Here is a 23782-nt window from a genome sequence, read left to right on the forward strand (position 1 = left end):
ACGCTGGCGCCGCAGGCGCCAGCTCGTCGCCCGCCACTGCCACTACCGGCGACGACTCCACTCGTTGGAGGGGCACTCCGGCAAGACCGCCCCTGACACACCACCAGCCCACTACACTCCGGACGACACCCCTGACCAGGCCAGATAGCGAAACGCTGCTGGAGTACTAGTGGCGGCGGGGGGCGTTACGGGCCAGGTCGAGCGCGTACTCGGTCCACCAGTGGCCTGCCGGAGGGCCGCCGTTGCAGGTTCCGTCGGACTCTCCGGGCCGTTTGATCCACAGGTAGGCGTCCACGAGGGGGTCCCCGGTGGTGGTGCTGGGCCGCTCGCCCAGCGCCCGCCCCGGCGGGTTGCACCAGGAGTCCCGGGCCCGGATACCGTGCCGGGCCGCGCCCCGAAGCCGCAGCGGGCCGTTGCCGTTCCGGCTGGTGTCGATGACGAAGTGGGCGCCGTCGAGGGCGGCGGAGAGCCGGTGGCCGTACGCCTTGGTGGGCCGGGTCGGCTGGAAGTTGGAGACGTTCAGCGCGAAGCCGTCCGCCTGCTCGATACCGCCCTCGCGCAGTGACCGCACCAGCCGGTCGGGATTCTTGATCCAGCCCGGGTTCCCCGCGTCCACGTACACCCGCACGTGGGGCAGCGCGGCGAACATGGCGACCGCGTCGCGGAGCATCGCCAGCCGGGCGGTGCGCAGCCTGGCCGGTACGCAGCCGTCGACGAGCTGGGCCACCGCGTCGGGTTCCAGGACGACGATCGCCTTGCGGTCGCCGATGCCCAGGGTGATCTGCTCGATCCAATGCCGGTACGCCCGAGCACTCCGCGCTCCGCCCGCCGAGTACCGTCCGCAGTCGCGGTACGGGATGTGATAGGCGACCAGGACCGGGGTGGACCCGTTCCGCGCCGCGGATTCGGTGATGAAGCGGACCCGTTCACGGGGCGGCGCGGGGCCGAGCCACTCCGCGACCGGCTGCTGAGCGATCCGCCGGATGAGCGCGGCATCGCGGTTCTTTCCCTCGTCCTGCCGCTCACGGACCTGCCGGGCGGCCGGACTGTCCGGGTTCACCCAGAGCCCGCCCCGCCGCAGCGGGGCATCGAACATGCGGCAGCCGCTCAGCGGAAGCATCGCCACGGCGCATAGGGCGGCATGCGTCGCAAGCCGCATAACGGTCTTTGTTGCACCTTTCTCGCGCATGCGACGCATCATGGCACCGGGTGTCACTGGTTCAGCGGACGTGGCGCTCGTGGCCACTGGTTCAGCGGATGCGGCGCGTGGCTATTGGTCCAGCGGTACGCGGCGTTCGTGGCCGCTGGTTCGGCGGACGTGGGTGCGTCGCCGCTGGCTCAGCGGACACGGTGTTCGTGGTCCCCGATGGCGTGCCCCGCGTCCTGGTGGCCGTCCGCGGCGTCCTCGTCCGTCCGCCACAGCGGATGCTCACGGGCCGCCCACGCCCGCTCGACCCTGCCCGTACGCATCCCCCGCCGGGCCTCCGGATCGGCGAACGCCTTGCCGATATGGCCGATCAGGACGATGCCGATGGCCAGCGCCAGCCAGTCGTGGACGAAGGTGGCGCTGGTACGCCACACCAGCGGGGCCAGACCGGTGAACCACATCAGCAGCCCGGTGCCCGCCATCACCATCACGGCGCCCGCGATATACCCCGCGTACAGCTTCTGCCCGGCGTTGAACTTCCCCGCCGGGCGCTCCTGTCGCCGGTGGTCGCGGCGCAGCGCCGCGCGCAGCCAGCGGCGGTCGTGCGGGCCGAAGCGGTTGAGCCGGGTGAGATCGGCGCGGAAGGCGCGGGAGACGAGTCCGAGCAGGGCCGGGAGCGGCGTCAGGATGCCGCTCCACTCATGCACGGTGACGACGAGGGCGCGCCGCCCGACGAGCTCGGCGAGCTCGGGCAGATAGAGACAGCCCGCGCTGACCACACACACGCCCAGCAGGAGGGCCGTGGTGCGGTGGATCCAGCGCTCGGCGAGGCTGAACCGGCGCACCCGCTCAGGCGGTGGGGTCATCGTCGCGTCCGTTCGATTTACCGACCCAGGCGTCGACGTCATAGCCCCGGTCCTCCCAATAGCCGGGCCGCACCTCGTCGGTGACGGTGATACCGGAGAGCCATTTCGCCGACTTGTAGAAGTACATGGGCGCCACATACAGCCGCACCGGCCCGCCGTGGGAGTGCCCCAACGGCTTGTCCCGCAGCTTCAGCGCGACCAGGACGTCGGCGCGCCGCGCCTGCTCGAGGGTCAGGCTCTCGCTGTACGCGCCGTCGAAGCAGGTGAAGCGGACGGCCTTGGCCCGCGGACCCACCCCGGCGGCGTCGAGCAGCGTCGACAGCCGCACCCCCTCGAACGGGGTCTCGGGCACCCGCCAGCCGGTGACGCACTGGACATCGCGGACCAGGCGGGTCTGCGGGAGCGCGCGCAGGTCGGCGAGGCGGTACTCGGCGGGCTTGTCGACGAGTCCGTCGACGGTGAGGCGGTAGTCGCCCGCGTCCTTGTGGGGCACGGAGGAGGTGACGGAGTAGTAGCGGAATCCCCCGCCGTTGGGGAGGAGTCCGGTCACCCCCGTCGGGTCCTTGTCGGCCACCGCGCCCAGGGCGCTCTCCAGGCGGCCCTGCAGCCAGGGGGCCGCGGCCATCGCACCCGCGCCGAGGCCGAGCATGCCGAGGACGAGGCGCCGGCCGACGGGGGCGCCGTGGCCGTCGGATCCGGCACCGGTGTTGGGGTCCATGGGTCGATAAGAGCACCGGGCGGGGGTGGTGCGCCAGATCCGCCCGGGATTCGTCAGACTTCGGTAAGACTCCGGGTCCCGGTGGCCGTGCGGGGTCTACGGCACGTGCCAGGTCCACGCCACACCCCAGGTCCACGCCACGCGCCGGGCCCACGCCGCGCGCCGGGCCTACCCCACCGCCTTGGCCGCCGCCCGCCCCGCCGTACGGCCCGAGAAGAGGCAGCCGCCCAGGAAGGTGCCCTCCAGGGAGCGGTAGCCGTGCACTCCCCCGCCGCCGAAGCCCGCCGCCTCCCCGGCCGCGTAGACGCCGGGCAGCGGTTCGCCGCCCTCGGTCAGGACGCGGGAGGAGAGATCCGTCTCGAGGCCGCCGAGCGTCTTGCGGGTCAGGATGTTCAGGCGCACGGCGATCAGCGGACCCGCCTTGGGGTCGAGGATGCGGTGCGGGGCGGCGGTGCGGATCAGCCGGTCGGCCACATACTTGCGGGTGCCGCGCAGGGCGGTGACCTGGAGGTCCTTGGTGTAGGGGTTGGCGATCTCGCGGTCCCGGGCGACGATCTCCCGCCGCAGCCCCTCCTCGTCGATGAGCGGCTCCTTGGTGAGCTCGTTCATCCGCCGGACCAGCCCCGTCAGCGACCGCTCCACGATGAAGTCCGCGCCGTGGTCCATGAACGCCTGGACCGGGCCCGGGACACCGGCCCGGCCGCGGCCGATCACATCGCGGACGCTCTTGCCGGTGAGGTCCGGGTTCTGCTCGGAGCCGGAGAGCGCGAACTCCTTCTCGATGATCTTCCGGGTGAGCACGAACCAGGTGTAGTCGTAGCCGGTCCGCATGATGTGCTCGAGCGTGCCGAGGGTGTCGAAGCCGGGGAACAGCGGCACCGGCAACCGCTTGCCGCGCGCGTCGAACCACAGGGAGGACGGGCCGGGCAGGATGCGGATGCCGTGCCGGGGCCAGATGGGGTTCCAGTTCTCGATGCCCTCGGTGTAGTGCCACATCCGGTCGCGGTTGATGATGCGGCCGCCGGTCGCCTCGGCGATGCCGAGCATATGGCCGTCCACATGGGCCGGGACCCCGGAGATCATCCGCTCGGGCGGGGAGCCCAGCCGCTCGGGCCAGTTGGCGCGGACCAGGTCGTGGTTGCCGCCGATCCCACCCGAGGTGATGATCACGGCTTGGGCGCGCAGTTCGAAGGCCCCGGCGACCTCGCGGCCGCTGGGGGAGCCGCGCTCGGCGTCGCTGGGCTCCAGGATGTCGCCGGTGACGGTGTCGACCGTGCCCGCGCTGCGGGCCAGCCCCGTCACCCGGTGCCGGAAACGCAGCTCGACCAGGCCACGCGCGGCCGCCGCCCGCACCCGCCGCTCGAAGGGGGCCACGACACCGGGGCCGGTGCCCCAGGTGATGTGGAAGCGGGGCACGGAGTTGCCGTGCCCGGTCGCGTCGTAGCCGCCGCGCTCGGCCCAGCCGACGAGCGGGAACAGCCGCAGCCCCTGGGCGTGCAGCCAGGACCGCTTCTCGCCCGCCGCGAAGTCCACGTACGCCTCGGCCCAGCGGCGCGGCCAGTGGTCCTCCTCACGGTCGAACCCGGCCGTCCCCAGCCAGTCCTGCCAGGCGAGTTCATGGCTGTCGCGGATGCGCAGGCGGCGCTGCTCGGGTGAGTCGACGAGGAAGAGACCGCCGAAGGACCAGTGGGCCTGGCCGCCGAGCGACTGCTCGGGCTCCTGGTCGAGCAGGATCACCTTACGGCCGGCGTCGGCCAGTTCGGCGGTGGCGGCGAGGCCCGCGAGCCCCGCGCCGACCACGATCACGTCCGCGTCGTACGCCATGGTGTGGTGTCCGTTCTCGTGAGCCCGCCGACGCCCGCCGACGGCGTCATGACCGCGATCCTGCCTACCGCCCAGTACGGCGTCAACCCGAGGTGTGGGAGCGGTTTCCGGCCGCTTCCCGACCGCCAACTCCCCCCGCGAAACCTGGACGTAGAACAAAAGGTCACAATCGTTCACCGAGATTGGACACGGTTAGGCCAACCGTGCATCATCATCGACCATGGCTGACCGCTCCGTTGAGCATTCAGGGCCGACGCCCGAGGTGGAACGTCGCGTGGTGAACCCGACGCTCGTCACCCCCGGCCCGCAGCCCCTCCAAGCCGGGCCACCCGCGGACGAGGCACAGGTGCTCCGCGGCGAGGTGATCGGGCCCCGGCACGCCCGCCGCCGCCCCGTGGACAACCGCCGTAAGGCCGCCGCCGGGGCGATTCTGCTGTCCGCCACCGGCGCCGCCACCGCCCTCTTCATGCTCATGGGCAAGGACGCCCGTCAGGCGACGGCCTCCTCCGGACACGACACCTCGACGGCCGTCCCGGACGAGCCGGAGAGCCATGCCGTCCCGTACGCCGAGGCCGCGGTGGGCGACACCCCGCTGCGCGGTGCGCGCGCCGAGAAGCCCAAGCCGCAGCCGCCCGCCGCCCAGCCTGTGGCCCAGGCCCCGGCGGCCGACACCACACCGGACAAGCCCCGGACCCCGTCGTCCGGCAAGGGCCGCTCCACGCCGTCCTGGCCGGACTGGTCGTCCCGGGGGCCGGGAGAGTACGACGACTGGCAGGACGCGGTGGAGGCGTTCGACCGCTGGGCCGAGCAGCAGCAGGAGCGGCAGCGCGGCGAGAGCGGCGGCTCCGGGCCGTACACGCCGGGGCAGGGCCAGGGGCAGGGCGGCGGTTACGGGGACGGCTACGGCGGCGGCTATGGCGGCGGCCACGGGGGCGACTACGGCGGCGGATACGGCGGCGGCCACCGGCGCTGACCGCGCCCGCTATCTGCTTGTATGGCGGTATGCCTGATCAGGAACCGCCTTCCGCCAACGAACTACTCGACATCGTGGACGAGCGGGACCGCGTGATGGGCCAGGCCCGACGCGGTGACGCCATGGCCCACCGGCTCCGGCACCGCTGCGTCTTCATCCAGGCCCGGGACGCCCAGGGCCGCGTCTTCGTCCATCGCCGCACCGCCGAGAAGCTGGTCTTCCCCTCGCTCTACGACATGTTCGTCGGCGGGGTCGTCGGCGCGGGCGAGGGCTATGACGAGGCGGCGCTGCGCGAGGCGGAGGAGGAGCTGGGGGTGCGGGGGCTGCCCGCACCCGTACCGCTGTTCTCGTTCCTCTACGAGACGCCCGAGCACACCTGGTGGAGCCGGGTCTACGAGGTGCGCTGCGAGCTGCCGGTCGATCCGCAGGCCGAGGAGGTCGCCTGGCACGCCTTTCTCACCGAGGAGGAGCTGACCCGGCGGCTGCCCGAGTGGGAGTGGGTGCCGGACGGGCGGGAGGCGTACCGGCGGCTGATGGAGTGGCGCCGTGAGAGGGTCGAAGCGTGACCGAATCCTCCGGGCCCGGTCCTTCGGAGCCGCCGCGGCCTTCGGAGCCCGCGCAGCCTGCCGAGCCGCGTGGCGGCGGTCTCGCCTCGGCGGCGGCGGACATACGGCTGTGGTTCGCGCCCGAGCGGCTACGGGAAGAGGGCGGCACCCCCGACTACCGCTTCTCACTCGCCAACGAACGGACCTTTCTCGCCTGGCTGCGCACCGCGATGGCGCTGGTGGGCGGCGGATTCGCGGTCGACCAGTTCCTCCCGGAGACAGCCCGGCCGCTGCGGCTCGCGCTGGCGCTCATCCTGCTGGCGGGCGGCGCGCTGTGCGCGCTGCGGGCCATCAGCCACTGGGTGCGCTGCGAGCGGGCCATGCGGCGGGGCGAGGACCTGCCGATGTCCCGCTTCCCGGTGGTGCTGGGGCTCGCGGTCGGGGTGGTCGCGCTGCTGATGGTGATCGTGGCCGCCTTCGGGTGGGGCGCGTGACCCGGGAGGTGTGAGGCGATGCTGGACGGGAAGGGGACGCACGGACCACCAACGCGGGACCGGGACCCCGGGCTCCAGCCGGAGCGGACGCGGCTGGCCTGGCGGCGTACGACGCTGGCGTGCGCGGTGGCCGCCTCGCTCGCGGGGCGGCAGACCCTGCACAGCGGTATCGACCCGGCCTCGCTCGTGGTCCTGGCCCTGGTGGTGGTGGCCTGGCCGGCCTTCCTGGCACTGGCCCACCGCCGCATCCGGGCCATGCGCATGCCACGTCCGCCCGCCCTGTCCCCGCGGGCGGCCGTGGCCGCGGTGGCCTGCACCCTCGCCCTGGCCGTTCTGGGGGCGGCGATGCTGCGCTGAGGCCGCGCCGCCTACTGGCCCCCGCCCATGGCCGTCGCGCCTACTGGACTAAGCGCACGTCGGGATGGGAGGGGGACGGCCCGTCCAGCAGGTCTCGCGGCAGGCCCCGCAGGTGCTGGTCGAAGAAGGCGGGGAGGTAGGCGCGCTGGGCGGCGGTGCTGCGCCCGGGAACCACGGTCCCGATGACCTGCTCGCGCCGCTGCGCCGGGATGTCCAGGCGGTCGTCCAGCGCGGGCACGATCGTCTGGGCGTCGGTGTAGCTGAAGTGGCCGCCCCGTTCCAGGCTCAGGTCGCGCTGCCAGCCGGTCGAGTGGTCCCAGAGCGACTGCCAGGACGGCTGGTTCAGGTGGGTCTGATTGGCCTTGCCCATGAGCATGAAGGGCCGGTTCAGCCCTTCCACCGCGGCCGGGACGAATTCGGTGCCGCTGTATTTGAGCGTGCCGTCCATGTCGATGCCCGCGTCGATGCGGCCATCGACGCGCATGGCCTCGGCCGCGGTGATTCCCCCCGCCGAGTGGCCGTACATGCCGACCCGGGTCAGATCGAGCGCCTTGCCCAGGCCGCGGGGCAGCCGACGCCCCGCGGCATCGGGATTTCCGCCGTCCCGCAGGACGGCCAACTGGTCGAGCACGAAGCGGGTGTCGCCCACCCGGGTCTCGATGGCCTGCTTGCGCTTCCCCGGACCGGTCAAGGGGTCCTTTTGAAGCTCGACCCGGCCGCCGGGGAACTCGACCGGGGACGTCTCATGAGTGTGGTCCATGGTGACCACCACATAGCCGCGGCTGGCGAGTTCCCCGGCCGTGGACGTTCCCAGCGAGCGGGTGCTCCCAAGGCCCGGCGAGTACAGCACGACCGGCCGGGGCGCGTGGTCGTCCGCCGGGGCGGCGGTGGCGGCGTCGGTCCGCGTGGCGGCCCAGTCCACCTCCCCGGGAGCCGCCAGGCCGAACGAGCCCGACTCGTCCACGGCACGGGCGGTGCCGGGCGGCATATGAGGCTGGCGGGGGTACCCGCTCACCGAACGCGCCGGATACCAGACGCTGACCATCAGCTCCCTCTTGCCGCCGGTCACCCAGGGGTCGGTCCGGGCCCGGTCGACGAGATGGAGTTCGGTCACCCCGACCGAATGCCGCCCCGTCGGTGCGGGCAGTTCGAAGCGCACGGGGTCGGCCGGACCGGCGGCGGAGGCGGCCGTACCCGCGCCGACGATCAGCGCGAGGGCGAGGGCCGCCGACGTGGTGAGACCTGTATGGATTCGCATAGGGCCGACTCTGCCCGGGCGTTCGCGAGCACGCCTCGGCCGGGAGGCGGAGGCGCCCCCTGGCATTCCATGGGGTGTCCGGGCCGGTTTCTCAGGGCCACCAAGACGGTGACCCCTGTCGCTCAGTCCACCGCGATGGCGATCTTGCCCCTGACGTGACCCTCCATGCTGAGACGCTGGGCGTCCGCCGTCTTCCGGAGGGGGAAGACCGCGGCGACCTCGACGCCGAGGGCGCCGCGCTCGGCGAGGTCGGTGAGGTCCTGGAGGTCGTCGGGGTCGGGGCGGACGAAGACGTAGTGGCCGCCGAGGCCGAGGACGGCGGGATCGGCGATGGAGGCCAGGCGGCCTTCGGGGGCGAGGAGTTCGGCGGAGACGGCGAGCGCGTCGCCGCCGACCGGGTCGAGCACGGCGTCCACCCCGTTCGGGGCGAGGGCGCGGACCCGCTCGGCGAGCCCCTCCCCGTACGTGGTCGGCTCCGCGCCGAGCGCGCGCAGATACTCGTGGTTGCGCTCGCCCGCGGTACCGATCACCCGGGCGCCCATATGCCGGGCAAGCTGGACCGCCATCGAGCCGACCCCGCCCGCCGCCGCGTGGACCAGGACGGTGTCGCCCTCGCCGACCCTCAGCGCCCGCACCAGCGACTGGAAGGCCGTCAGGCCCGCCAGCGGGATGCCTGCGGCCTGCGTGAAGGAGAGGTTCCGCGGTTTGCGGGCGAGGGTGCGGATGGGCGCCGCCACATACTCGGCGCAGGTGCCCCGGGAGAGGAAGTCCTCCCGTACGTATCCGATCACCTCGTCACCGGGCCGGAACTCCGTCACCGCGGGGCCGGGCCGCTCCACGACCCCGGAGACGTCCCAGCCGGGGATCACCGGGAAGACCGCGTCCAGGAACGGTTCGAGGTTTCCGGCCTGCGCCTTCCAGTCGACGGGGTTCACGCTGGCGGCCCTGACCCTGATCAGGACGGAGTCGGGGCCGACCTTCGGCTCCGGCCGCTCCCCGTACTCCAGGATCTCGGGGCCGCCGTAGCGGCGGTAGGTGATGGCCTTCATGGTGGCGCTCCTCGCGGCTCTCACGTTCTCCTTGTCCCGCTCCTCTCCTTCGACGCTCCTGCTCCCCCACCGCCGGCGCAAATCCGCACCACCCCGGCCACTGCCCCGGCGCTACGCCGGGCTCTGTGCCGCCAGCGGCGGCAGTGCGGCCCGTGGCTCCACCCCGCCGAACCAGAAGCCGAGCAGAAACGCGACGGTGGACTCCAGCAGGCGGGCCCGCTCCAGGCCCCCGGCGTCCAGCGGTACACAGCCCATGTCGCGCACCAGCGTGCGCACGGCCTCCAGGGCCTCCTCGTCGTCCCCGCACAGCGGGACCGCCAGCGGCCCGTCGGCGAAGACCGGCGGGGTCATCCGCCACACCGCGTCCGAGCAGTGGCAGAACGCCTTCACGACCCGTGCCCCCACGGCCCGCGCGGCGATCCGCTCGGCCATGCCAGGGCCGCCGTCGGTGGCGAGGGTGAAGCGCCCGGGGACGACCGCGTTGGTGCAGTCGATCAGCGCCCGGCCGCTCAGCGTGCCCTCGGCCGCGCCCGCCGCCTCCAGGGCCGCCTCGACGCCGTCGTACGCCACCGCCAGCAGCGTCACATCCCCGAATCCGGCGGCCTCGCGCGGACTCCCGGCCCGCGCGCCGTGGCCGATCCGGGCGGCCAGCGCCGCCGCCTTCGGCCGTGAGCGGCCGCCGATGAACAGCTCATGCCCCGCCCGCGCCCACTGGGTCCCCAGCGCGTCCGCCATCGTGCCCGTGCCCAGCACTCCGATCCGCATCGCGGCCTCCTCCTCGTTCTCGCCTGTCGATGGGGAAGGACACTAGGAAGTCCGTCGCACACCGCACGGTGTGCGACGGATGCGCTAGGACGGCGGTCAGCAGGTCAGGAGGCCATCAGTGAGTGAACCGGCGACGACATCGCGGCCCCTCGCACCGGAGGGATTCATCGCCGACTGCCGGGCGCGGCTGGGCTTCGATCTGCTGGCCCGCACCTGGACCGCCGTCGTGATCTTCGGGCTGCGGGAGGGGCCGCGCCGCCCCGGCGAGCTGCGCGAGGCGATCGGCGGCATCAGCCCGAAAGTGCTCAACGACACCCTGCGCCGCCTGGAGGACGGCGGGCTGGTGGAGCGGCGCCGGTACGCGGAGGCGCCGCCCCGGGTGGAGTACGCGCTGACCCCGCTCGGGGAGACCCTGCTGGGGCCGGTCGAGGCGCTCGGTGCCTGGTCGGTGGAGTACGGGGACGCGGTGGTCGAGGCCCAGGGGCGGGCCGAGGAGCGGGCCGAGCGGGGGCGGGGGCAGTAGTTCCGAGCCCTCCGGGCCGCGGCCCCGATATGCCCGGCGACGGACACCCACTGGACTACATACCGACTGGTCGGCATCATGATGCGGAACGGTTCGCCCGCTCCCCCGGCCGAGCGGCTGTGAGCAGTACCAAGAAGGACCGAGGAAACCGAGGAAGAGGCTCGATGAACGCAGGCAATCCCCCAGGGCTCGACCTCGATCGGCTCCGCGCCCACCTCGACCGCGAACGCGCGGGACTGGTGCGCGGGCCGCTGAGCGCCGAGCTGATCGAAGGCGGCCGTTCGAATCTCACCTACACCGTCACCGACGGCACCTCCCGCTGGGTCGTCCGCCGGCCGCCGCTGGGCCATGTGCTCGCCACCGCCCATGACATGGCGCGGGAACACCGGGTGATCAGCGCCCTGCACCCGACGGCCGTGCCGGTGCCCGAGCCGGTGCTGCTGTGCGAGGACGACTCGGTGGTCGGATCGCCCTTCTACGTCATGGAGTTCGTCGAGGGCACCCCGTACCGCACCGCCGAGCAGCTCGCCGGCATCGGCCCGGAGCGCACCCGGGAGGTCGTCCTCTCCCTCGTCGACACGCTCGTGACGCTGCACTCCGTGGACCCGGCCGAGGTCGGGCTCGGCGACTTCGGGCGTCCGGAGGGGTTCCTGGAGCGGCAGCTTCGCCGCTGGGGCAAGCAGCTGGCGGCCTCGCGCAACCGTGAGCTGCCCGGGATCGACGAGCTGCACGCCCGGCTCGCCAAGGCGCTGCCGGCCTCCCCCACGCCCACGGTCGTCCACGGCGACTACCGCCTGGACAACGTCCTGGTGGACGCCGACGACCGGATCACGGCGATCCTCGACTGGGAGATGTCCACGCTCGGCGATCCGCTGACCGACCTCGGGCTGATCGTGATGTACAGCGGTCATCCGAATCTCGCCGACTCCCCCATCTCCTCCACCCAGGGCGCCCCCGGCCACCCCGCCACGGACGAGCTGATCCAGCGCTATGCCGAGGGTTCGGGACGCGATGTGAGCGGCGTGTCCTGGTACACCGCCTTCGCCTACTTCAAGCTCGCGGTGATCCTCGAGGGCATCCACTACCGCTACACCCTCGGCCAGACCGTCGGCGCGGGCTTCGACCGCATCGGCGACATCGTCCCCGCCTTCATCGACCACGGCCTCACCACCCTCGAGGAGAGCTGATCCCGTCATGGACTTCGCATTCGACGCCCGGACCGAAGAGCTGCGCGCCAAGCTGCTCGCCTTCATGGACGAGCATGTCCATCCGGCGGAGGCGGTCGCGGAGGAGCAGCGCGCGGCCCTGGACTCCCCGTGGCTGACCCCGGCGGTCGTCGGCGAGCTCAAGGCCGAGGCCCGCCGGCAGGGGCTGTGGAACCTCTTCCTGCCCGACGAGGAGTACGGCGCGGGGCTGACCAATCTGCAGTACGCCCCGCTCGCGGAGATCACCGGCCACAGCCCCCAGTTGGCCCCCACCGCCCTGAACTGCGCCGCCCCCGACACCGGCAACATGGAGGTGCTCGCCCAGTTCGGCGACGAGCGGCAGCGCAAGCAGTGGCTGGAGCCGCTGCTCGCGGGGGAGATCCGGTCGGCCTTCGCGATGACCGAGCCGGAGGTCGCCTCGTCCGACGCGACCAATATCGAGACCCGGATCGAGCGCGACGGCGACGACTACGTCATCACCGGGCGCAAGTGGTACATCTCCGGGGCGATGAACCCCGACTGCAAGATCTTCATCGTGATGGGCAAGACCGACCCGGAGGGCGCCGATGTGCGCCGTCAGCAGTCGATGGTGCTGGTGCCGCGCGACACCCCGGGCGTCGAGGTGCGGCGGGCCATGCGGGTGTACGGCTACGAGGACCACTACCACGGCGGCCACGCCGAGGTGGTCTTCGACCGGGCGCGGGTGCCGGTGAGCAACCTCATCGGCGAGGAGGGCGGCGGTTTCGCCATCGCCCAGGCCCGGCTCGGCCCCGGCCGGATCCACCACTGCATGCGGCTGATCGGCATGGCCGAGCGCGGTATCGAGCTGATGTGCCGACGGGCCGTGGACCGTACGGCCTTCGGCAAGGCGCTCGCCCAGCAGGGCCAGGTCCATGAGTGGATCGCGGACGCGCGGGTGGCGGTCGAGCAGCTTCGGCTGCTGGTGCTGAAGACGGCCTGGCTGATGGACACGGTGGGCAACCGCGAGGCGCACACCGAGATCCAGGCCATCAAGATCGCGACGCCGCGTACGGTGGTTCGGATTCTGGACCGGGCGGTGCAGCTGCACGGCGCGGGCGGGGTGAGCCAGGACTTCCCGCTGGCCGAGCTGTGGGCGGCGGCCCGCACGCTGCGGTTGGCTGACGGGCCGGACGAGGTGCACCAACGGTCGCTGGCGCGGCGCGAGTTGAAGCGGTACGTGTAACTGAAGCGGTGCGGGTGGGGGCGGGGCGGGGTTCGTTCCCCACCCCGCCCCTTACCGATGCTCCAGACAGGTAGTTCTGAAGTGATCGACAGTGGTGGTAACGCAGCAGGTCAAAGCAGTCTCGCACCCCTTGCGCTCCCCCGGGACATGGAGACGAATACGACGGTAGGGGTCAGCGTCGCCGAGACCCTGCGCGGGGTCCGGTATCCGGCTGTCAGTGCGGACGGACGAGACCACCAGCCCGGAGCGGCAGCGGGAGGCCGACGACATAGCGGCGGCGGCGCTCGGTATCGACTTCGGTCGAGGCGGCGGGGTCCGTGAGGCTGTGGACCTGGATGTGAGCGCGTCGAAGGTCGGTCCGTTCGACGTCCGCAACTCGGCGGATGGCCAGGGCTTCGGCGTTGTCGCTTGACGTCCGGTTCAGCGAGGTTGTGGGGACGTGACAGGCACAGGCTTCCAAGGTCATGGAGTTCTCGACGCTCTGTGATCCGAGTGCAAGACCGTGCCTGCCGACGCATCATCACCGCCCCCGTCTGCCTTTGACCAACTCCGCCAGCATCCAGTGGCCGTGCCCGAGGAGATCCCGGGCCTGCTGGAGCGGCTCGGCGAGGTGCCCGACCCGCGAGATCCCCGCGGTGTGCGGCACGCTCTGGTCGTCGTGCTCGCACTGACCGCGTACGCGGTTCCGGCCGGAGCAACCTCCCTGCCGGCAGTCAGCGAGTGGAGCGCTGACGCCCCGTCCGCTGTCCTGGAACACCTTGGCGTACGGCCCGCTCCGCTGTTCGCGAGCGGTGTCTGCCTGCGGAAACTGGCAATGCGGGTGAATAGGCGTTGCCTCCCGGGTGGCTACCAGTGGATACAGCCGTCTCCGCAGTGTGGCGGTTGCCGCCGTCCCATCGCAGCCGACGGTTGGTGGAACCCATACCCGCGATCCAGTATCTCCCTTGGTGCCAGCAGATCTTCGTAGCAGAGGATGTTCATGAACCACCGTTACGCATCCGCCCTCGTCGTCCTCGCCTCCGCCGCCGCGCTCCTCGTCGCCGAGTGCGGGTCTTCCAGCGCCAGCCCGAGGTCAGCGGCAAGCAACCCGGCCGTGTCCACCAAGGCCGGTTCGGCCAGGACCACGGGGGCTACGGCCTGGAAGCCGTGCCACTTGCCCGCGGGGTACAAGCACTTCTTCAAGCTGGACTCCGCCAAGAAGGTTTCCGGCAACACCGTCGTGCGCGTCACCCCTCAGACGTGCAAGGTCAACACGGAGAACGACGAAGACGTCGTCTACACCCCGAGCGGAGCGGCCCGGTCGCTCGGCTTCGCCTCAGGCGCCTCCGTCAAGGTCCTCCGCGACACCACAACCGTGAAGGTCGCCCCGAAGTGGCTGGTGAACCACGAGCTCACCAACACCCCGTACTTCCACTACCGCGTCAACGGCCAGAACCAGATCACCGCTATGCAGGAGATCTACCACCCGTAGAGGAGTCAGCGAGCATCACGGCGTACAGCGTTCCCCTCCAGAGTGGAAGCCGCAGCTCAGCGGTGCGTGATCCAGACGGGTGGTAGCACCGGGTAAACCGGTTTGTTCTGCGGTTCCAGAACAAACCGCGCTGCGCGGCCTCCGAGCCGCAAGGTGCGTACACCGTTCCCCTTGAGGGGCAGGGCTTCGGCGTAATCGCGTGACGTCCGGTTCGTGATCATCCGAGGTCGGGGAGTGCGGGGGGTCGGCGAGAGTCGCGGGCGTTGCGGCGGAGGCCGGCCGCGATGTTCTTCGCTCCGGCCGTGCGGAGGGCTCCGATGGCAAGGTTGCGCCAGGTGGGCTCCGCCCCCGGACCCCCGGTTTTCAATCGCCGGACGGGCTGGATTTTCCAGCCAGTCCAGGGGGCACCTCCCAGCGGTGGCTGGGGGAGATTGAGGGCATTTACGGCCGCAGCGCGCGCAGCAGCAGGTCGGCCAGGTGGTCGGCGACCTCCTGGGGGCCCAGCGGGCCGCCGGGCCGGTACCAGGTGCCCAGGTGGTGGACGGAGCCGAAGTGGTAGTCCACCACCAGATCGGCCGGGGTCCGGGAGCTGAACACCCCGGTCCGCTGCCCCTCCTCGATCAGCGCGCGGAACCGCTCGTGGTAGCGGCGCCGCTCGGCGCGCACCTGCTTGTGCTTCTCCGGGCTGAGTTGGTGCATCGACCGGAAGAAGATGGTGGCGTCGTCGAGGTTCTCGATGGTGGTCACCACGACATCGGCCGCCGCGTCCCGCAGCCGCCGCTCCACCGGTTCGTCGGCGTCCGCGAAGGCGTCCAGGCGCTCCTGCTGGAGCCGGAGCACCCGGCCGTAGATCTCATGGAGCAGATCGTCCTTGGAGCCGAAGTAGTGGTAGAGCGCGCCCTTGGTGACGCCCGCCGCCTCGACGATCTCCTGTACGGACGTCCGGTCGTATCCGCGCTCCGCGAACAGGCGGGTGGCAGCCGCCAGCAGCCGCTGTGGCACCGGCTGTCCGTCACCGTCCGTCGTTTTGGCCATGCTCGCCACCCGTTCTCTTCCTCTTCTCTTTCATCCTCGCAGTTCCCGCCGGAGGATCTTGCCACTCGTCGTCTTGGGCAACTCGGGCAGGATCTCCACCTCGCGCGGGTACTTGTACGCGGCGAGGCGCTCCGCACAGTACGCGGACAGCTCGTCCGGTGTGGCCTCGGCCTCCGGTCGGAGGCTCACATACGCCTTGACCGTCTCGCCGCGGTACGCGTCGGGTTTGCCGACGACGGCCGCCTCCCGTACGGCGGGGTGAGTGTAGAGCACATCCTCGACCTCGCGCGGCCAGACCTTGAACCCCGAGGCGTTGATCATGTCCTTCTTGCGGTCGACCACGTACAGCCAGCCGCCCTCGTCCATGAAGCCGATGTCGCCGGTGCGCAGTTCCCCGTCCGGGAGGGCCGCCGCGGTGGCCTCCGGGCGCCGCCAGTAGCCGGGCACCACCATCGGGCCGCGGACGACGATCTCGCCCTGTTCGCCGAACGGCACGTCCTGTCCGGCGTCGTCCACGATGCGTACGACCGTGTCGGCGCCGGGGACGCCGACGGCGAGGGTGCCGGAGACCGGGTCGACCGGGGCGCGGACGCCGGGCGGGACGCTGGCGCAGGGCGCGGTGCACTCGGTGAGCCCGTAGCCGTTGTGCAGATACGGGCCGAGGGCCGACTGGAACCGCTCGACCAGCGCGGGCGGCAGCGGGGCGCCGCCGGAGGAGATGATCCGGAAGGACGAGAAGTGGTCGCGGGTGGCCTGGGGGTGGGCCATCAGCGCCATGAAGGCGGTGGAGGGGCCGACGGTGTAGGCGGGGCGGTGCTCGGCGAAGGCGTCGAGGACGACACCGGTCTCGAAGCGGTAGGCCAGGGCCAGGGTGCCCGCTCCGGACATGCACGCGCACAGCTCGCAGACCATGCCGGTGATGTGGAACAGCGGGGCCAGCGCGAAGAGCGTCGAGCCTTCGGGCAGCTCGTGCAGGAGGTGCTGCCGGTCGGCGTTGTAGGAGATGTTGCCGTGGGTGTTGATGGCCCCCTTGGGGGTGCCGCTGGTCCCGGAGGTGTAGCTGATCAGCGCGATGTCCTCGGCGCGCGGTGCGGGGACGGACGGCGGGCGGGCCCCGGCACGGGCGGCCGTAAGGAGGTCCTCGGTGTCCTCGGGGACCGGGAGGGGCTCATCGCGCAGCACCCGCTCGTCGTCGCGGGTCTGGAGCTCACGGGCGTCGGCGGTGAACGCGATGCGCACCGGGGACGCGGCGGCCGTCTGGCGTATGTAGTCCTCCCAGGCGTGGCGGGAGCAGACCAGGGCGCTCACCTCCGCGTCACCGAGGATGTGCGCGAGCTCGGCGCCCTTGTACATGGGGTTGACCGGGACGACCGCACCGCCCGCCTTCCACGCACCCAGCAGCGCGATCACGAAGTGCGGGGTGTTCTGGAGCATGATCGCCATCCGGTCGCCGGGCCCGAAGCCACCCGCGGCGAGCCGGCCGGCTATGCCGTCGGAGAGCTCGTCGACCTCGCGGTAGGTCAGCCGTCCGTCGAAGTAGGCGAGCGCCGGATGGCCGGGGGCGGTGCGCACGGCGTCCCGGAACGCGTGCAGCGGACTCGGCCGCGGGTTGATCGTCCGGCGCTGTGCCTCGGTGAGCTGGGCGAGCCATGGCTGGTCCTGGTACGTGGTCATGGGTGCGGCCCTGTCTGGACGGGGGTGAGGGTGGTGGTGCGGAGAGTACGGGAGCGGCGGCCCGTGGGGTCAGCCCGAGGTCCCGGATGCCGTCTCGAGATCCTCGAGCTTGCGCTGCAGTTTGTTGATGCCGCCCAGCCAGCGGTCGGTGTCGCCGGCGCGGGCCGCGTAGTGCCGGGCCACCTCGGGGTGCGGAAGGATCAGGAAGCGCTCCTCCTCGATGCCGGCCAGGACGGCGTCGGCGACCTGCTCGGGCTCGATCGCGGTGGGTGCCAGCACCAGGTCCCCGGCGGCCCCGGTGGCGGTCAGCATGTCGGTGCGCACCCCCTGCGGGCAGACGGCGTGGACGCCGATGCCGCGGTGGCGGTAGGTGCCCGAGAGCCATTCGGCGAAGGCGAGCGCGGCGTGCTTGGAGACGGCGTACGGCGCCGAGCCGATCATGGTGAGTATCCCGGCGGCGGAGACGATGGCGACGAAGCGGCCGCTGCCGCGCTCCAGCCACTCGGGCAGCAGCTCCCGGGCGGCCCGCACATGGGCCATCACATTGACGTCCCAGGACTGCTGCCACAGCTCCTCGTCGGCCTCGGGGCCGCCGTCGTGGCCGACGCCCGCGTTGGCGCAGAAGATGTCGATGGCGCCGCCGAGCGCTTCGCGGGCCGCGGGCACGATGCCGGAGGCGTCGCCGGGGACGGCGGTCGCGCCGATCTCCTCGGCGACGGCGGCGGCCTTGGCGGCGTCGAGGTCGTTGACCACGACCTGGGCGCCCTCGGCGGCGAAGCGCCGGGCGAGGGCGGCGCCGATGCCACCCCCCGCCCCGGTGACCACAACACGCGCCCCACGCACGGTACCCACGATTCGCAGCTCCTCGGATCGACTCGGATCGGCTCCTGCCCGCAGCGCAGACTAACCAGTCGGTATGTGTAAACGGAAGAGGCCCACCGGCCTCCCGGCGCACGGCCGGCGGGTTACCGGCCGGGGCGCTTCTTGCGCATCACCCCGCGCCAGCGGGCGTTCTCCCCGGCGAGCGCGTCCCACAGCACATTGAGCGGATGGCCGGCGTCCTGCGCGGTGCGCTCCCCGGCCCGTACGAACACCCCGATCAGCACTTCCAGCTCCGGCCCCACGCCGTCGGTCAGCTCCAGGGTGCGCAGCCCGGCACCGGCGCGGATCCGCCCGTCGGCCACCGCGTCGCCGATGCCCTCGGTGACCAGCACACAGCCGCGCAGCACGCCCGAGGAGAGCAGCTCCAGCCCGTACTGCACGGTGTCGATCTCGGCCGCGATATGCAGCTCCTGGCGGTAGCGGGCGCCGAACCAGCCACGCAGAAAGCCGGGTATGAGCCCGTCGGCCGAGACCGCGAGCGGCAGCCGGGGCAGCTCGCTCACCGGGACCGAGGGCCCGGGCAGCTCCTCGGCGTCGAGGTTGGTGACCAGGGACAGCCCACTGCGCCGCCACTCCATCACCTCGAAGCCGTCGAGCCGGCTGTCGTGGCCCGCCGTGGTGAGGACGCTGCCGCATACCAGGTCGAGCTGGATCGCGTCGAGCCGCTCCAGCAGATCCCGGGTGCGCACATGCTCGACCTTGAGCTCGACACCCCGGCGGTCGAATTCCCCGGTGACCAACTCCACGGCATTCAGCAGAAAGCCGAGGGTGTAACGGGTGGAGCCGACACAGAGCCGGCTGCCGAGACGGCGGCGGCTGTCGTGCAGTCCCTCCAGCCAGTCCTCCAGGGTGCCGCGCGCGAGTCCGGCGAGCGACTCCCCGGTCGCGGTGAAGAGCACATTCTGACTGCGTCCCCGTTTGACCACCAGCGGCTCTCCGCACAGTGCGCCGAAGTTCCGGTTCAGGGTGTCCAGTTGTTTCTGCACACTGGACTGCTCTCGCCCCAGCAGCCGGGCGGCGCCCAGTGCGGTGCCCGCCTCATGGACCGCGAGCAACGTTCTGAGCTGGTCCATCGTGGTGTCCAGCAGCGCCGTCGGGTACTGCCATCGATCCTTTAAGGGCATTCCGGCCTTCCGCTCGAAGAGTATTCGGCACCCCAATGACGTTTCCGTTCGCAGCATAGTGCAGCGCCTTCCGGGGGAACTGATCCCGAGAACAGCGGGGATATTCTTCCGATGGATATTCGGGAATTCCCTATCTCCGGATGGCCGCGGAGTCCGGCATTCCAGGTTCCGCCCGCGTCATTCCGGGTAAGTCGAACGGCTGGCCGATTGTCCGACGGCCACCGTATGCGTGTCGTATGGCCAGCGGACGGGGCAGTTGGGACGATGCACGCACATCGGGCCATCCAAGGGGGAGCAGCGATGACGGGGATGAGCGTACGGCCGTACTGGGAGCTGAGATTCGACGCCTACGGGGACGTCGACCTCCGGCAGCTGGACCGGCTGCTGGAACAGGCCGCCCAGCAAGACCTCACGGATCTGGTGGTGTTCGCGCACGGCTGGAACAACACCCGGACGATGGCCACACGGCTCTATGACCGCTTCTTCGCGCCCTTTCCGGAGCTGCTCGGCGAGGCGGGCCCGGCGCGGCTCGGCTATGTGGGAGTGGTGTGGCCGTCAATGCGGTTCGCGGACGAGTCGCTCGCGGGCTCAACCCCGGAGCCGGCGCCCGGCGCGCCACCGGGCCTCGACGCGGGCACCCCGCGCCCGGGGCTTGACGCGGAGACCCACCGGGCGCTGGACACGGTCTTCCCGGGGCGGCGGCAGATCGTGGCGCGCCTGGCCGAGCTGCTGGCCGAGCGGCCCGAACGGCCGGCGGCGCTGGACGAGTTCGGGGTGCTGGTGCGCGGGCTGGTCCGGGTCCACGGGGAGTTAGGCGCGGCCGGGGACACGGCGGACGCCGACGAAGACGAAGACGGCGTACCGGCGATGTTCGGGGCGGACGTGACGGAGGTCTGTGAGCGGTTCGCCGCCGCGCTCACCGAGGCGCGCGGCAAGACCGACGCGGAGGACCGCGCCTTTCCCGACAGCGGGCCCGGCGGCCTCTGGGACGGGGCGCACGAGCTGCTCCGCCAGGGGACGTACTACGTGATGAAGCGGCGGGCCGGCGCGGTCGGGCGCGAGGGCCTCGGACCGGTGCTGGGCGCCCTCGCGGCCGTCCGGCCCGCCCCGCGGCTCCATCTGGTGGGCCACAGCTTCGGCGGCCGGCTGGTGTCGTACGCGCTGACCGGGCTGCCGGAGGGCGCCACGGTGGCGTCGGTGACCCTGCTCCAGGGGGCGTTCTCGCACTACGCGTTCGCCGGGCGGCTACCGCACGCCGCCGGCCGCGGCGGCGCTCTGCGCTCCGCCGCCCACCGGGTCCGCGGGCCCGTGGTGTCCTGCCATTCGCACCATGACACCGCGCTCGGGCTGCTGTACCCGGTGGCGTCACGGGTCTCCGGGGACGATGCCTCGCCGCTGCCGGGCGACACCCGCTGGGGGGCGATCGGGTACCACGGCGTCCAGGCGGTGGAGGGGTGCCCGCGCCTGGACCTGGCCGAGGCGCTGGACGGCCCGCTCCCGGCGGAGGGCTGTGTGAGCGTCGATGTCTCGGAGGTCGTACGGCACGGTGTGCCGCCGGTCGGGGCACACAGCGACATCTGCCATGCGGAGCTGGCCCGGGTGGTGCTGCGCGCGGGCCGCATCGGGGCGAAGTAGCGAGTCGGACAGCGGGCCGGGGGCGGGGCCTCGCCGGGGGCGAGGCCCCGCCCCGGTGGCCTCAGCGGTGGGCCGGGAACTCCACGACCTGCTGGAAGGTGGGCCGGTTCTGCCAGCTCATCTTGTCGTGGGTCAGCCCGCCGACCGCCCGGTGGATGATGGCGTCGGCGCACCACTGGTCGCCCGCGGAGCAGTTGTCGTCCCCCGGGTAGACCTGGGCGGCGGTCTTGCCCACGGCCGTCTTCAGGCTGGTCAGCAGGGCGTCACGGCAGGCGCTGAGCTGTCCGCCGCCGCAGTACGGGCGGGCCAGCGGACCCTTGACGTCCTCGCCGAGGACCGTGCGCAGATCCTTGTCGACATAGGACCACCAGCCGTACTGGAACGAGGACCCGGCGTGCGAGCCGGTGGGGCCGTGTCCGGCCGAGGGCGCTTCGTCGACCGTGAGATTGGCGCGCAGGGCGTCGTAGAGGCCGTCGCCCAGTCCGGACTTGAACTCGGCCTCGACCAGCAGCGGCCACCAGGCGTCCATGATCCGTACCGCGTCGGCGTGCCCGTAGGTGTGCGAGCCGGCGCTGGTCTCATGGCGCTGTGAGCCCGCCGACTGCCAGGAGTCGAGCTGCTGTGCGGCCGTGGCGAGCTGGGGGTCGTCGATGGGCGCCGAGCGCAGCACCTTCAGCAGCTCCGGCAGCACGTCCTCGCCGCGCAGATCGGTGACGGCGGCCTCGGCCATGGCGCGGGTGAGCGCGGAGCGGGTGACACCGCCCTTGCGGACCAGGGCGCGCACCCGGTCGTCGAGGAGGTTGCCGCGGTGCACCGAGCCGTTGCCGAAACCGGCCACGCTGTAGTCCTTGGCCAGCTTGTTGTTCCAGCTGATGTAGTAGTCCTGGTCGATGGACTGGGGGTGTTCGGCGGGCGGTGTGGAGGCGGCGGTGTTGTCCTTGGGATCGAAGTCCCGCCACTCGTAGGCGGCTTCACCCTTCACCGGTAGCGAGGCGTCGACGTCCGCGGCGCGCGCCGGGTTGAGCCCGCTGTTGTAGTAGCCGGTCTGCCGGGAGTCGGCGTAGAACCAGTTGAAGGTGTAGTTGATGTTCTGCGCCGCGCTCTGGAAGGACTTGGCGTCCTTCACATAGTCCGGGTCGTTGAGCATCTGGAAGCCGATGATGGAGTCGGCCTCGTGGCGGTAGGTGGAGCGCAGCATGGTGTAGGCCACCGGTTTGCCGTCGACGGTCGCGCGATGGGCCACCAGCCCGTACTTGGTGCGGTAGACCTGCATCCGGTACGAGCCCGCGGCGGTGGAGTCGGCGAGGGTGGGCTTCCAGGCGTTGCGCCGCTCCAGCTTGTCCATCGGCAGGCAGTCGCCGTGGTAGCGGTAGTACGTGGAGTCCTTGGACGGGGTGGAGCCGTCCGGGGAGCACAGCTCGACCGCGTAGGTGTCGGTGATGTCCTGGCCGGAGGTGGTGGCGCTCCAGGCGTAGTCCTGGCCCCGGCCGAGCTGGATGTACATCCCGACGCCCGCGAAGGAGGCGCCGCGGGCGCTGATCCCCGGGCCCTGGATCTCCTGGAGCATCAGGAGCTGCGGGGCGAAGTAGCCGGTCTGCGGGCCGAAGACGGCCACCGGGTGGCCGCTCGCGGTGTACTTGCCGGAGACCACGAGCGCGTTGGACATGCCCTTCTTGCGGCTGAACAGATCGCGGGGCAGCACCCCGTCGTCGTAGATGCCGCGCAGCGGCTCCAGTGATGCCTTCGGGGCCTTGACCTTGGTGCGGGCCGTGGCGCCGGACTTGGTGGCGCCGCCCTCGCGGTCGTAGACGAGCTGTTCCGGGGTGACCGACCCGGCGTCGGGCAGCGCGCCGCCCTTGGGCGTCGCGGGCTTTCCGGCGTACGGGAAGCTGCCGTCGTGTACGGTCAGCGCCGCCTCCGGGTCGTTGCGCTCGCGGAAGGACTCCCACACCTTCGCGCCCTCGGTCAGGCCGTACTTCTGCTGGGCGGCGAGGAGCGAGAGCGCGCCCTCCACCTCGCCGCCCCCGCCGTTGCCGAAGAGGGCGCCGACGACGGAGGCGAGGGCGATCAGGTCGGTGAGCTTGAACGGCTGGATCTCACCGGCGTTGGTGATCGCGTCGATATGGCCGGTGAGCACGTACTCACCGGGGAAGTAGCGGCCGTCCTTGGCCTTCTTGGCGTAGGCGTTGATGCCGTCGATGTACGCCTGGGCGTCGGCCAGCGCCTGGCGGCCGCGCTCGCCACCGTGGGAGAGGATGTAGTCGACCTGCGCCTGGTAGTCGTCCTCGGTGTACGGCGCCTGGCGGAAGAAGTCCTGTTCCAGGCCCTGGTTGGCGGGGGCGCCGCCGGCGAAGGAGGTCAGCTCGCCGCGGCCCACGTGGCGGAAGAGGTCCATCAGCCACAGCCGGTCCTGGGCGGCGGCGTATCCGGCGCCGAACTCGGTGCCCTCACGGGTGGTGCCCTGGATGTGCGGGACGCCGGTCTTCTTGTCGCGGGTGATCGTGACGTCGCCGCGCGGCTTGGTCACGGAGGCGACCTGGTCGGCGGGGACTCCGAAGGAGGAGTCGTTGAAGAAGTTCGTCAGCTTGTCGTCGGTGAGGGTGGGGTAGCCGCTCGCCAGGTCGCCGTACGGGCCGAGCTGGTCGGCGCTGTGCTCGGGGTGGGTGCCCAGCACCCGGTTGGCGAGGATGTCGGCGAGGGTGGCGTTGCCGGTCGCGCCCGGCGGGAGGATGTCGGAGCACTGGCCCCGGCAGTAGTCGGTGGCCGCCGCCGCGGCCGGCTCGGCCCTGGCCGGCTGGGGCGCCGGGGCCGCGAGGGCGACGCCGAGGCCCAGCGCGGCGGCCACGGCGAGCACGGTATTGGTGAGCTTGCGGGTCCTGGTGGGCCTGGGGGTTCGTCGTCGCATGTGCGCTCCTCCCGATTGCCGTCGCGACGGAGGTTACCGGCGGTATTACCAGCCCGGAAGATGAGCGGACGTCAACTTCGTGACGCGAGAGGCCCAATGAGGACTGCCGGAGAAAGTCCGGGGAATTC

General features: G+C 71.8%; 24 protein-coding genes. 11 read left to right on the plus strand and 13 right to left on the minus strand.

What is annotated here, in order from left to right; genetic code table 11:
* Nucleotides 1-166 precede the first annotated feature (166 nt).
* The 4 genes from CGL27_RS12250 to CGL27_RS12265 form a co-directional block, all read right to left on the minus strand.
* A complete protein-coding gene (locus tag CGL27_RS12250; RefSeq protein WP_240450971.1) occupies nt 167-1120 on the minus strand; it encodes a glycoside hydrolase family 6 protein in 954 nt (317 codons plus the stop codon).
* A 218-nt stretch (nt 1121-1338) separates the two neighbouring features.
* Entirely contained in the window at nt 1339-2013 is a 675-nt protein-coding gene (locus CGL27_RS12255) for a cytochrome b/b6 domain-containing protein (RefSeq protein WP_237298797.1), read from the minus strand.
* The gene (locus CGL27_RS12260; RefSeq protein WP_119986557.1) at nt 1997-2731 is read right to left on the minus strand and encodes a molybdopterin-dependent oxidoreductase; all 735 of its coding nucleotides are present in this window, start codon (nt 2729-2731) and stop codon (nt 1997-1999) included. Before CGL27_RS12260 ends, CGL27_RS12255 begins: the two co-directional genes overlap by 17 nt.
* 168 nt (nt 2732-2899) lie before the next feature.
* Nucleotides 2900-4555 carry an FAD-binding dehydrogenase gene (locus CGL27_RS12265; RefSeq protein WP_078640566.1) on the minus strand — a complete coding sequence of 552 codons (1656 nt, stop codon included), beginning with the start codon at nt 4553-4555 and terminating at the stop codon, nt 2900-2902.
* Between the two features lie 274 nt (nt 4556-4829).
* Between CGL27_RS12265 and CGL27_RS12270 the strand changes: the two genes are divergently transcribed.
* The 4 genes from CGL27_RS12270 (at nt 4830) to CGL27_RS12285 (ending at nt 6924) form a co-directional block, all read left to right on the plus strand.
* The gene (locus CGL27_RS12270; RefSeq protein ID WP_119986558.1) at nt 4830-5528 is read left to right on the plus strand and encodes a hypothetical protein; all 699 of its coding nucleotides are present in this window, start codon (nt 4830-4832) and stop codon (nt 5526-5528) included.
* A 29-nt stretch (nt 5529-5557) separates the two neighbouring features.
* Nucleotides 5558-6094, plus strand: a complete 537-nt coding sequence (locus tag CGL27_RS12275; protein WP_078640568.1) for an NUDIX domain-containing protein — start codon at nt 5558-5560, stop codon at nt 6092-6094.
* A 101-nt stretch (nt 6095-6195) separates the two neighbouring features.
* The gene (locus CGL27_RS12280) at nt 6196-6567 is read left to right on the plus strand and encodes a DUF202 domain-containing protein (protein WP_119994362.1); all 372 of its coding nucleotides are present in this window, start codon (nt 6196-6198) and stop codon (nt 6565-6567) included.
* Nucleotides 6568-6585: 18 nt separating this feature from the next.
* Complete coding sequence (locus CGL27_RS12285) at nt 6586-6924, plus strand: DUF202 domain-containing protein (RefSeq protein WP_119986560.1); 339 nt, start codon at nt 6586-6588, stop codon at nt 6922-6924.
* 40 nt (nt 6925-6964) lie between these two features.
* On the opposite strand, the gene CGL27_RS12290 is transcribed toward CGL27_RS12285, so the two are convergent.
* The 3 genes from CGL27_RS12290 to CGL27_RS12300 form a co-directional block, all read right to left on the minus strand.
* Nucleotides 6965-8182, minus strand: coding sequence for a lipase (locus CGL27_RS12290; protein ID WP_119986562.1), 1218 nt, complete (start codon nt 8180-8182; stop codon nt 6965-6967).
* 122 nt (nt 8183-8304) lie between these two features.
* Nucleotides 8305-9231, minus strand: coding sequence for an NADP-dependent oxidoreductase (locus CGL27_RS12295; RefSeq protein WP_119986563.1), 927 nt, complete (start codon nt 9229-9231; stop codon nt 8305-8307).
* A gap of 111 nt (nt 9232-9342) precedes the next feature.
* On the minus strand, nt 9343-9996 hold the full coding sequence (locus tag CGL27_RS12300; protein WP_078640571.1) for an NAD(P)-binding domain-containing protein: 654 nt from the start codon (nt 9994-9996) through the stop codon (nt 9343-9345).
* A gap of 118 nt (nt 9997-10114) precedes the next feature.
* Here CGL27_RS12300 and CGL27_RS12305 point away from each other — a divergent pair, with 118 nt between their 5' ends.
* The 4 genes from CGL27_RS12305 (at nt 10115) to CGL27_RS12320 (ending at nt 13340) form a co-directional block, all read left to right on the plus strand.
* On the plus strand, nt 10115-10519 hold the full coding sequence (locus CGL27_RS12305; RefSeq protein WP_119986565.1) for a helix-turn-helix domain-containing protein: 405 nt from the start codon (nt 10115-10117) through the stop codon (nt 10517-10519).
* Between the two features lie 164 nt (nt 10520-10683).
* Entirely contained in the window at nt 10684-11706 is a 1023-nt protein-coding gene (locus CGL27_RS12310) for a phosphotransferase family protein (RefSeq protein ID WP_119986567.1), read from the plus strand.
* 7 nt (nt 11707-11713) lie between these two features.
* Entirely contained in the window at nt 11714-12928 is a 1215-nt protein-coding gene (locus CGL27_RS12315; RefSeq protein ID WP_119986569.1) for an acyl-CoA dehydrogenase family protein, read from the plus strand.
* 217 nt (nt 12929-13145) lie between these two features.
* A complete protein-coding gene (locus CGL27_RS12320; RefSeq protein ID WP_240450478.1) occupies nt 13146-13340 on the plus strand; it encodes a hypothetical protein in 195 nt (64 codons plus the stop codon).
* 108 nt (nt 13341-13448) lie between these two features.
* On the opposite strand, the gene CGL27_RS53125 is transcribed toward CGL27_RS12320, so the two are convergent.
* The gene (locus CGL27_RS53125; protein ID WP_276147939.1) at nt 13449-13574 is read right to left on the minus strand and encodes a hypothetical protein; all 126 of its coding nucleotides are present in this window, start codon (nt 13572-13574) and stop codon (nt 13449-13451) included.
* Here CGL27_RS53125 and CGL27_RS51960 point away from each other — a divergent pair.
* On the plus strand, nt 13566-13895 hold the full coding sequence (locus CGL27_RS51960; RefSeq protein ID WP_240450972.1) for a hypothetical protein: 330 nt from the start codon (nt 13566-13568) through the stop codon (nt 13893-13895). The genes CGL27_RS53125 and CGL27_RS51960 overlap by 9 nt on opposite strands.
* Before the next feature lie 12 nt (nt 13896-13907).
* Entirely contained in the window at nt 13908-14399 is a 492-nt protein-coding gene (locus CGL27_RS50010; RefSeq protein ID WP_162501056.1) for a hypothetical protein, read from the plus strand.
* 441 nt (nt 14400-14840) lie between these two features.
* On the opposite strand, the gene CGL27_RS12340 is transcribed toward CGL27_RS50010, so the two are convergent.
* From CGL27_RS12340 to CGL27_RS12355, 4 genes are all read right to left on the minus strand, one after another.
* Nucleotides 14841-15434: a TetR/AcrR family transcriptional regulator gene (locus CGL27_RS12340; protein ID WP_078640577.1), complete on the minus strand. Its 594-nt coding sequence runs from the start codon at nt 15432-15434 to the stop codon at nt 14841-14843.
* 30 nt (nt 15435-15464) lie between these two features.
* Nucleotides 15465-17108, minus strand: coding sequence for an AMP-binding protein (locus CGL27_RS12345; protein WP_119986574.1), 1644 nt, complete (start codon nt 17106-17108; stop codon nt 15465-15467).
* Nucleotides 17109-17177: 69 nt separating this feature from the next.
* The gene (locus CGL27_RS12350) at nt 17178-17960 is read right to left on the minus strand and encodes an SDR family oxidoreductase (RefSeq protein WP_119986576.1); all 783 of its coding nucleotides are present in this window, start codon (nt 17958-17960) and stop codon (nt 17178-17180) included.
* Nucleotides 17961-18073: 113 nt separating this feature from the next.
* Nucleotides 18074-19114 carry a LysR family transcriptional regulator gene (locus CGL27_RS12355; protein ID WP_119986577.1) on the minus strand — a complete coding sequence of 347 codons (1041 nt, stop codon included), beginning with the start codon at nt 19112-19114 and terminating at the stop codon, nt 18074-18076.
* A 300-nt stretch (nt 19115-19414) separates the two neighbouring features.
* Between CGL27_RS12355 and CGL27_RS12360 the strand changes: the two genes are divergently transcribed.
* On the plus strand, nt 19415-20749 hold the full coding sequence (locus CGL27_RS12360; RefSeq protein WP_119986579.1) for a serine-threonine protein kinase: 1335 nt from the start codon (nt 19415-19417) through the stop codon (nt 20747-20749).
* Between the two features lie 61 nt (nt 20750-20810).
* Here CGL27_RS12360 and CGL27_RS12365 read toward each other — a convergent pair whose 3' ends face one another.
* A complete protein-coding gene (locus CGL27_RS12365) occupies nt 20811-23654 on the minus strand; it encodes a penicillin acylase family protein (protein WP_119986581.1) in 2844 nt (947 codons plus the stop codon).
* Nucleotides 23655-23782: the final 128 nt, after the last annotated feature.

The sequence above is a fragment of the Streptomyces sp. 11-1-2 genome, from assembly GCF_003595545.1.
Taxonomy (GTDB): domain Bacteria; phylum Actinomycetota; class Actinomycetes; order Streptomycetales; family Streptomycetaceae; genus Streptomyces; species Streptomyces hygroscopicus_B.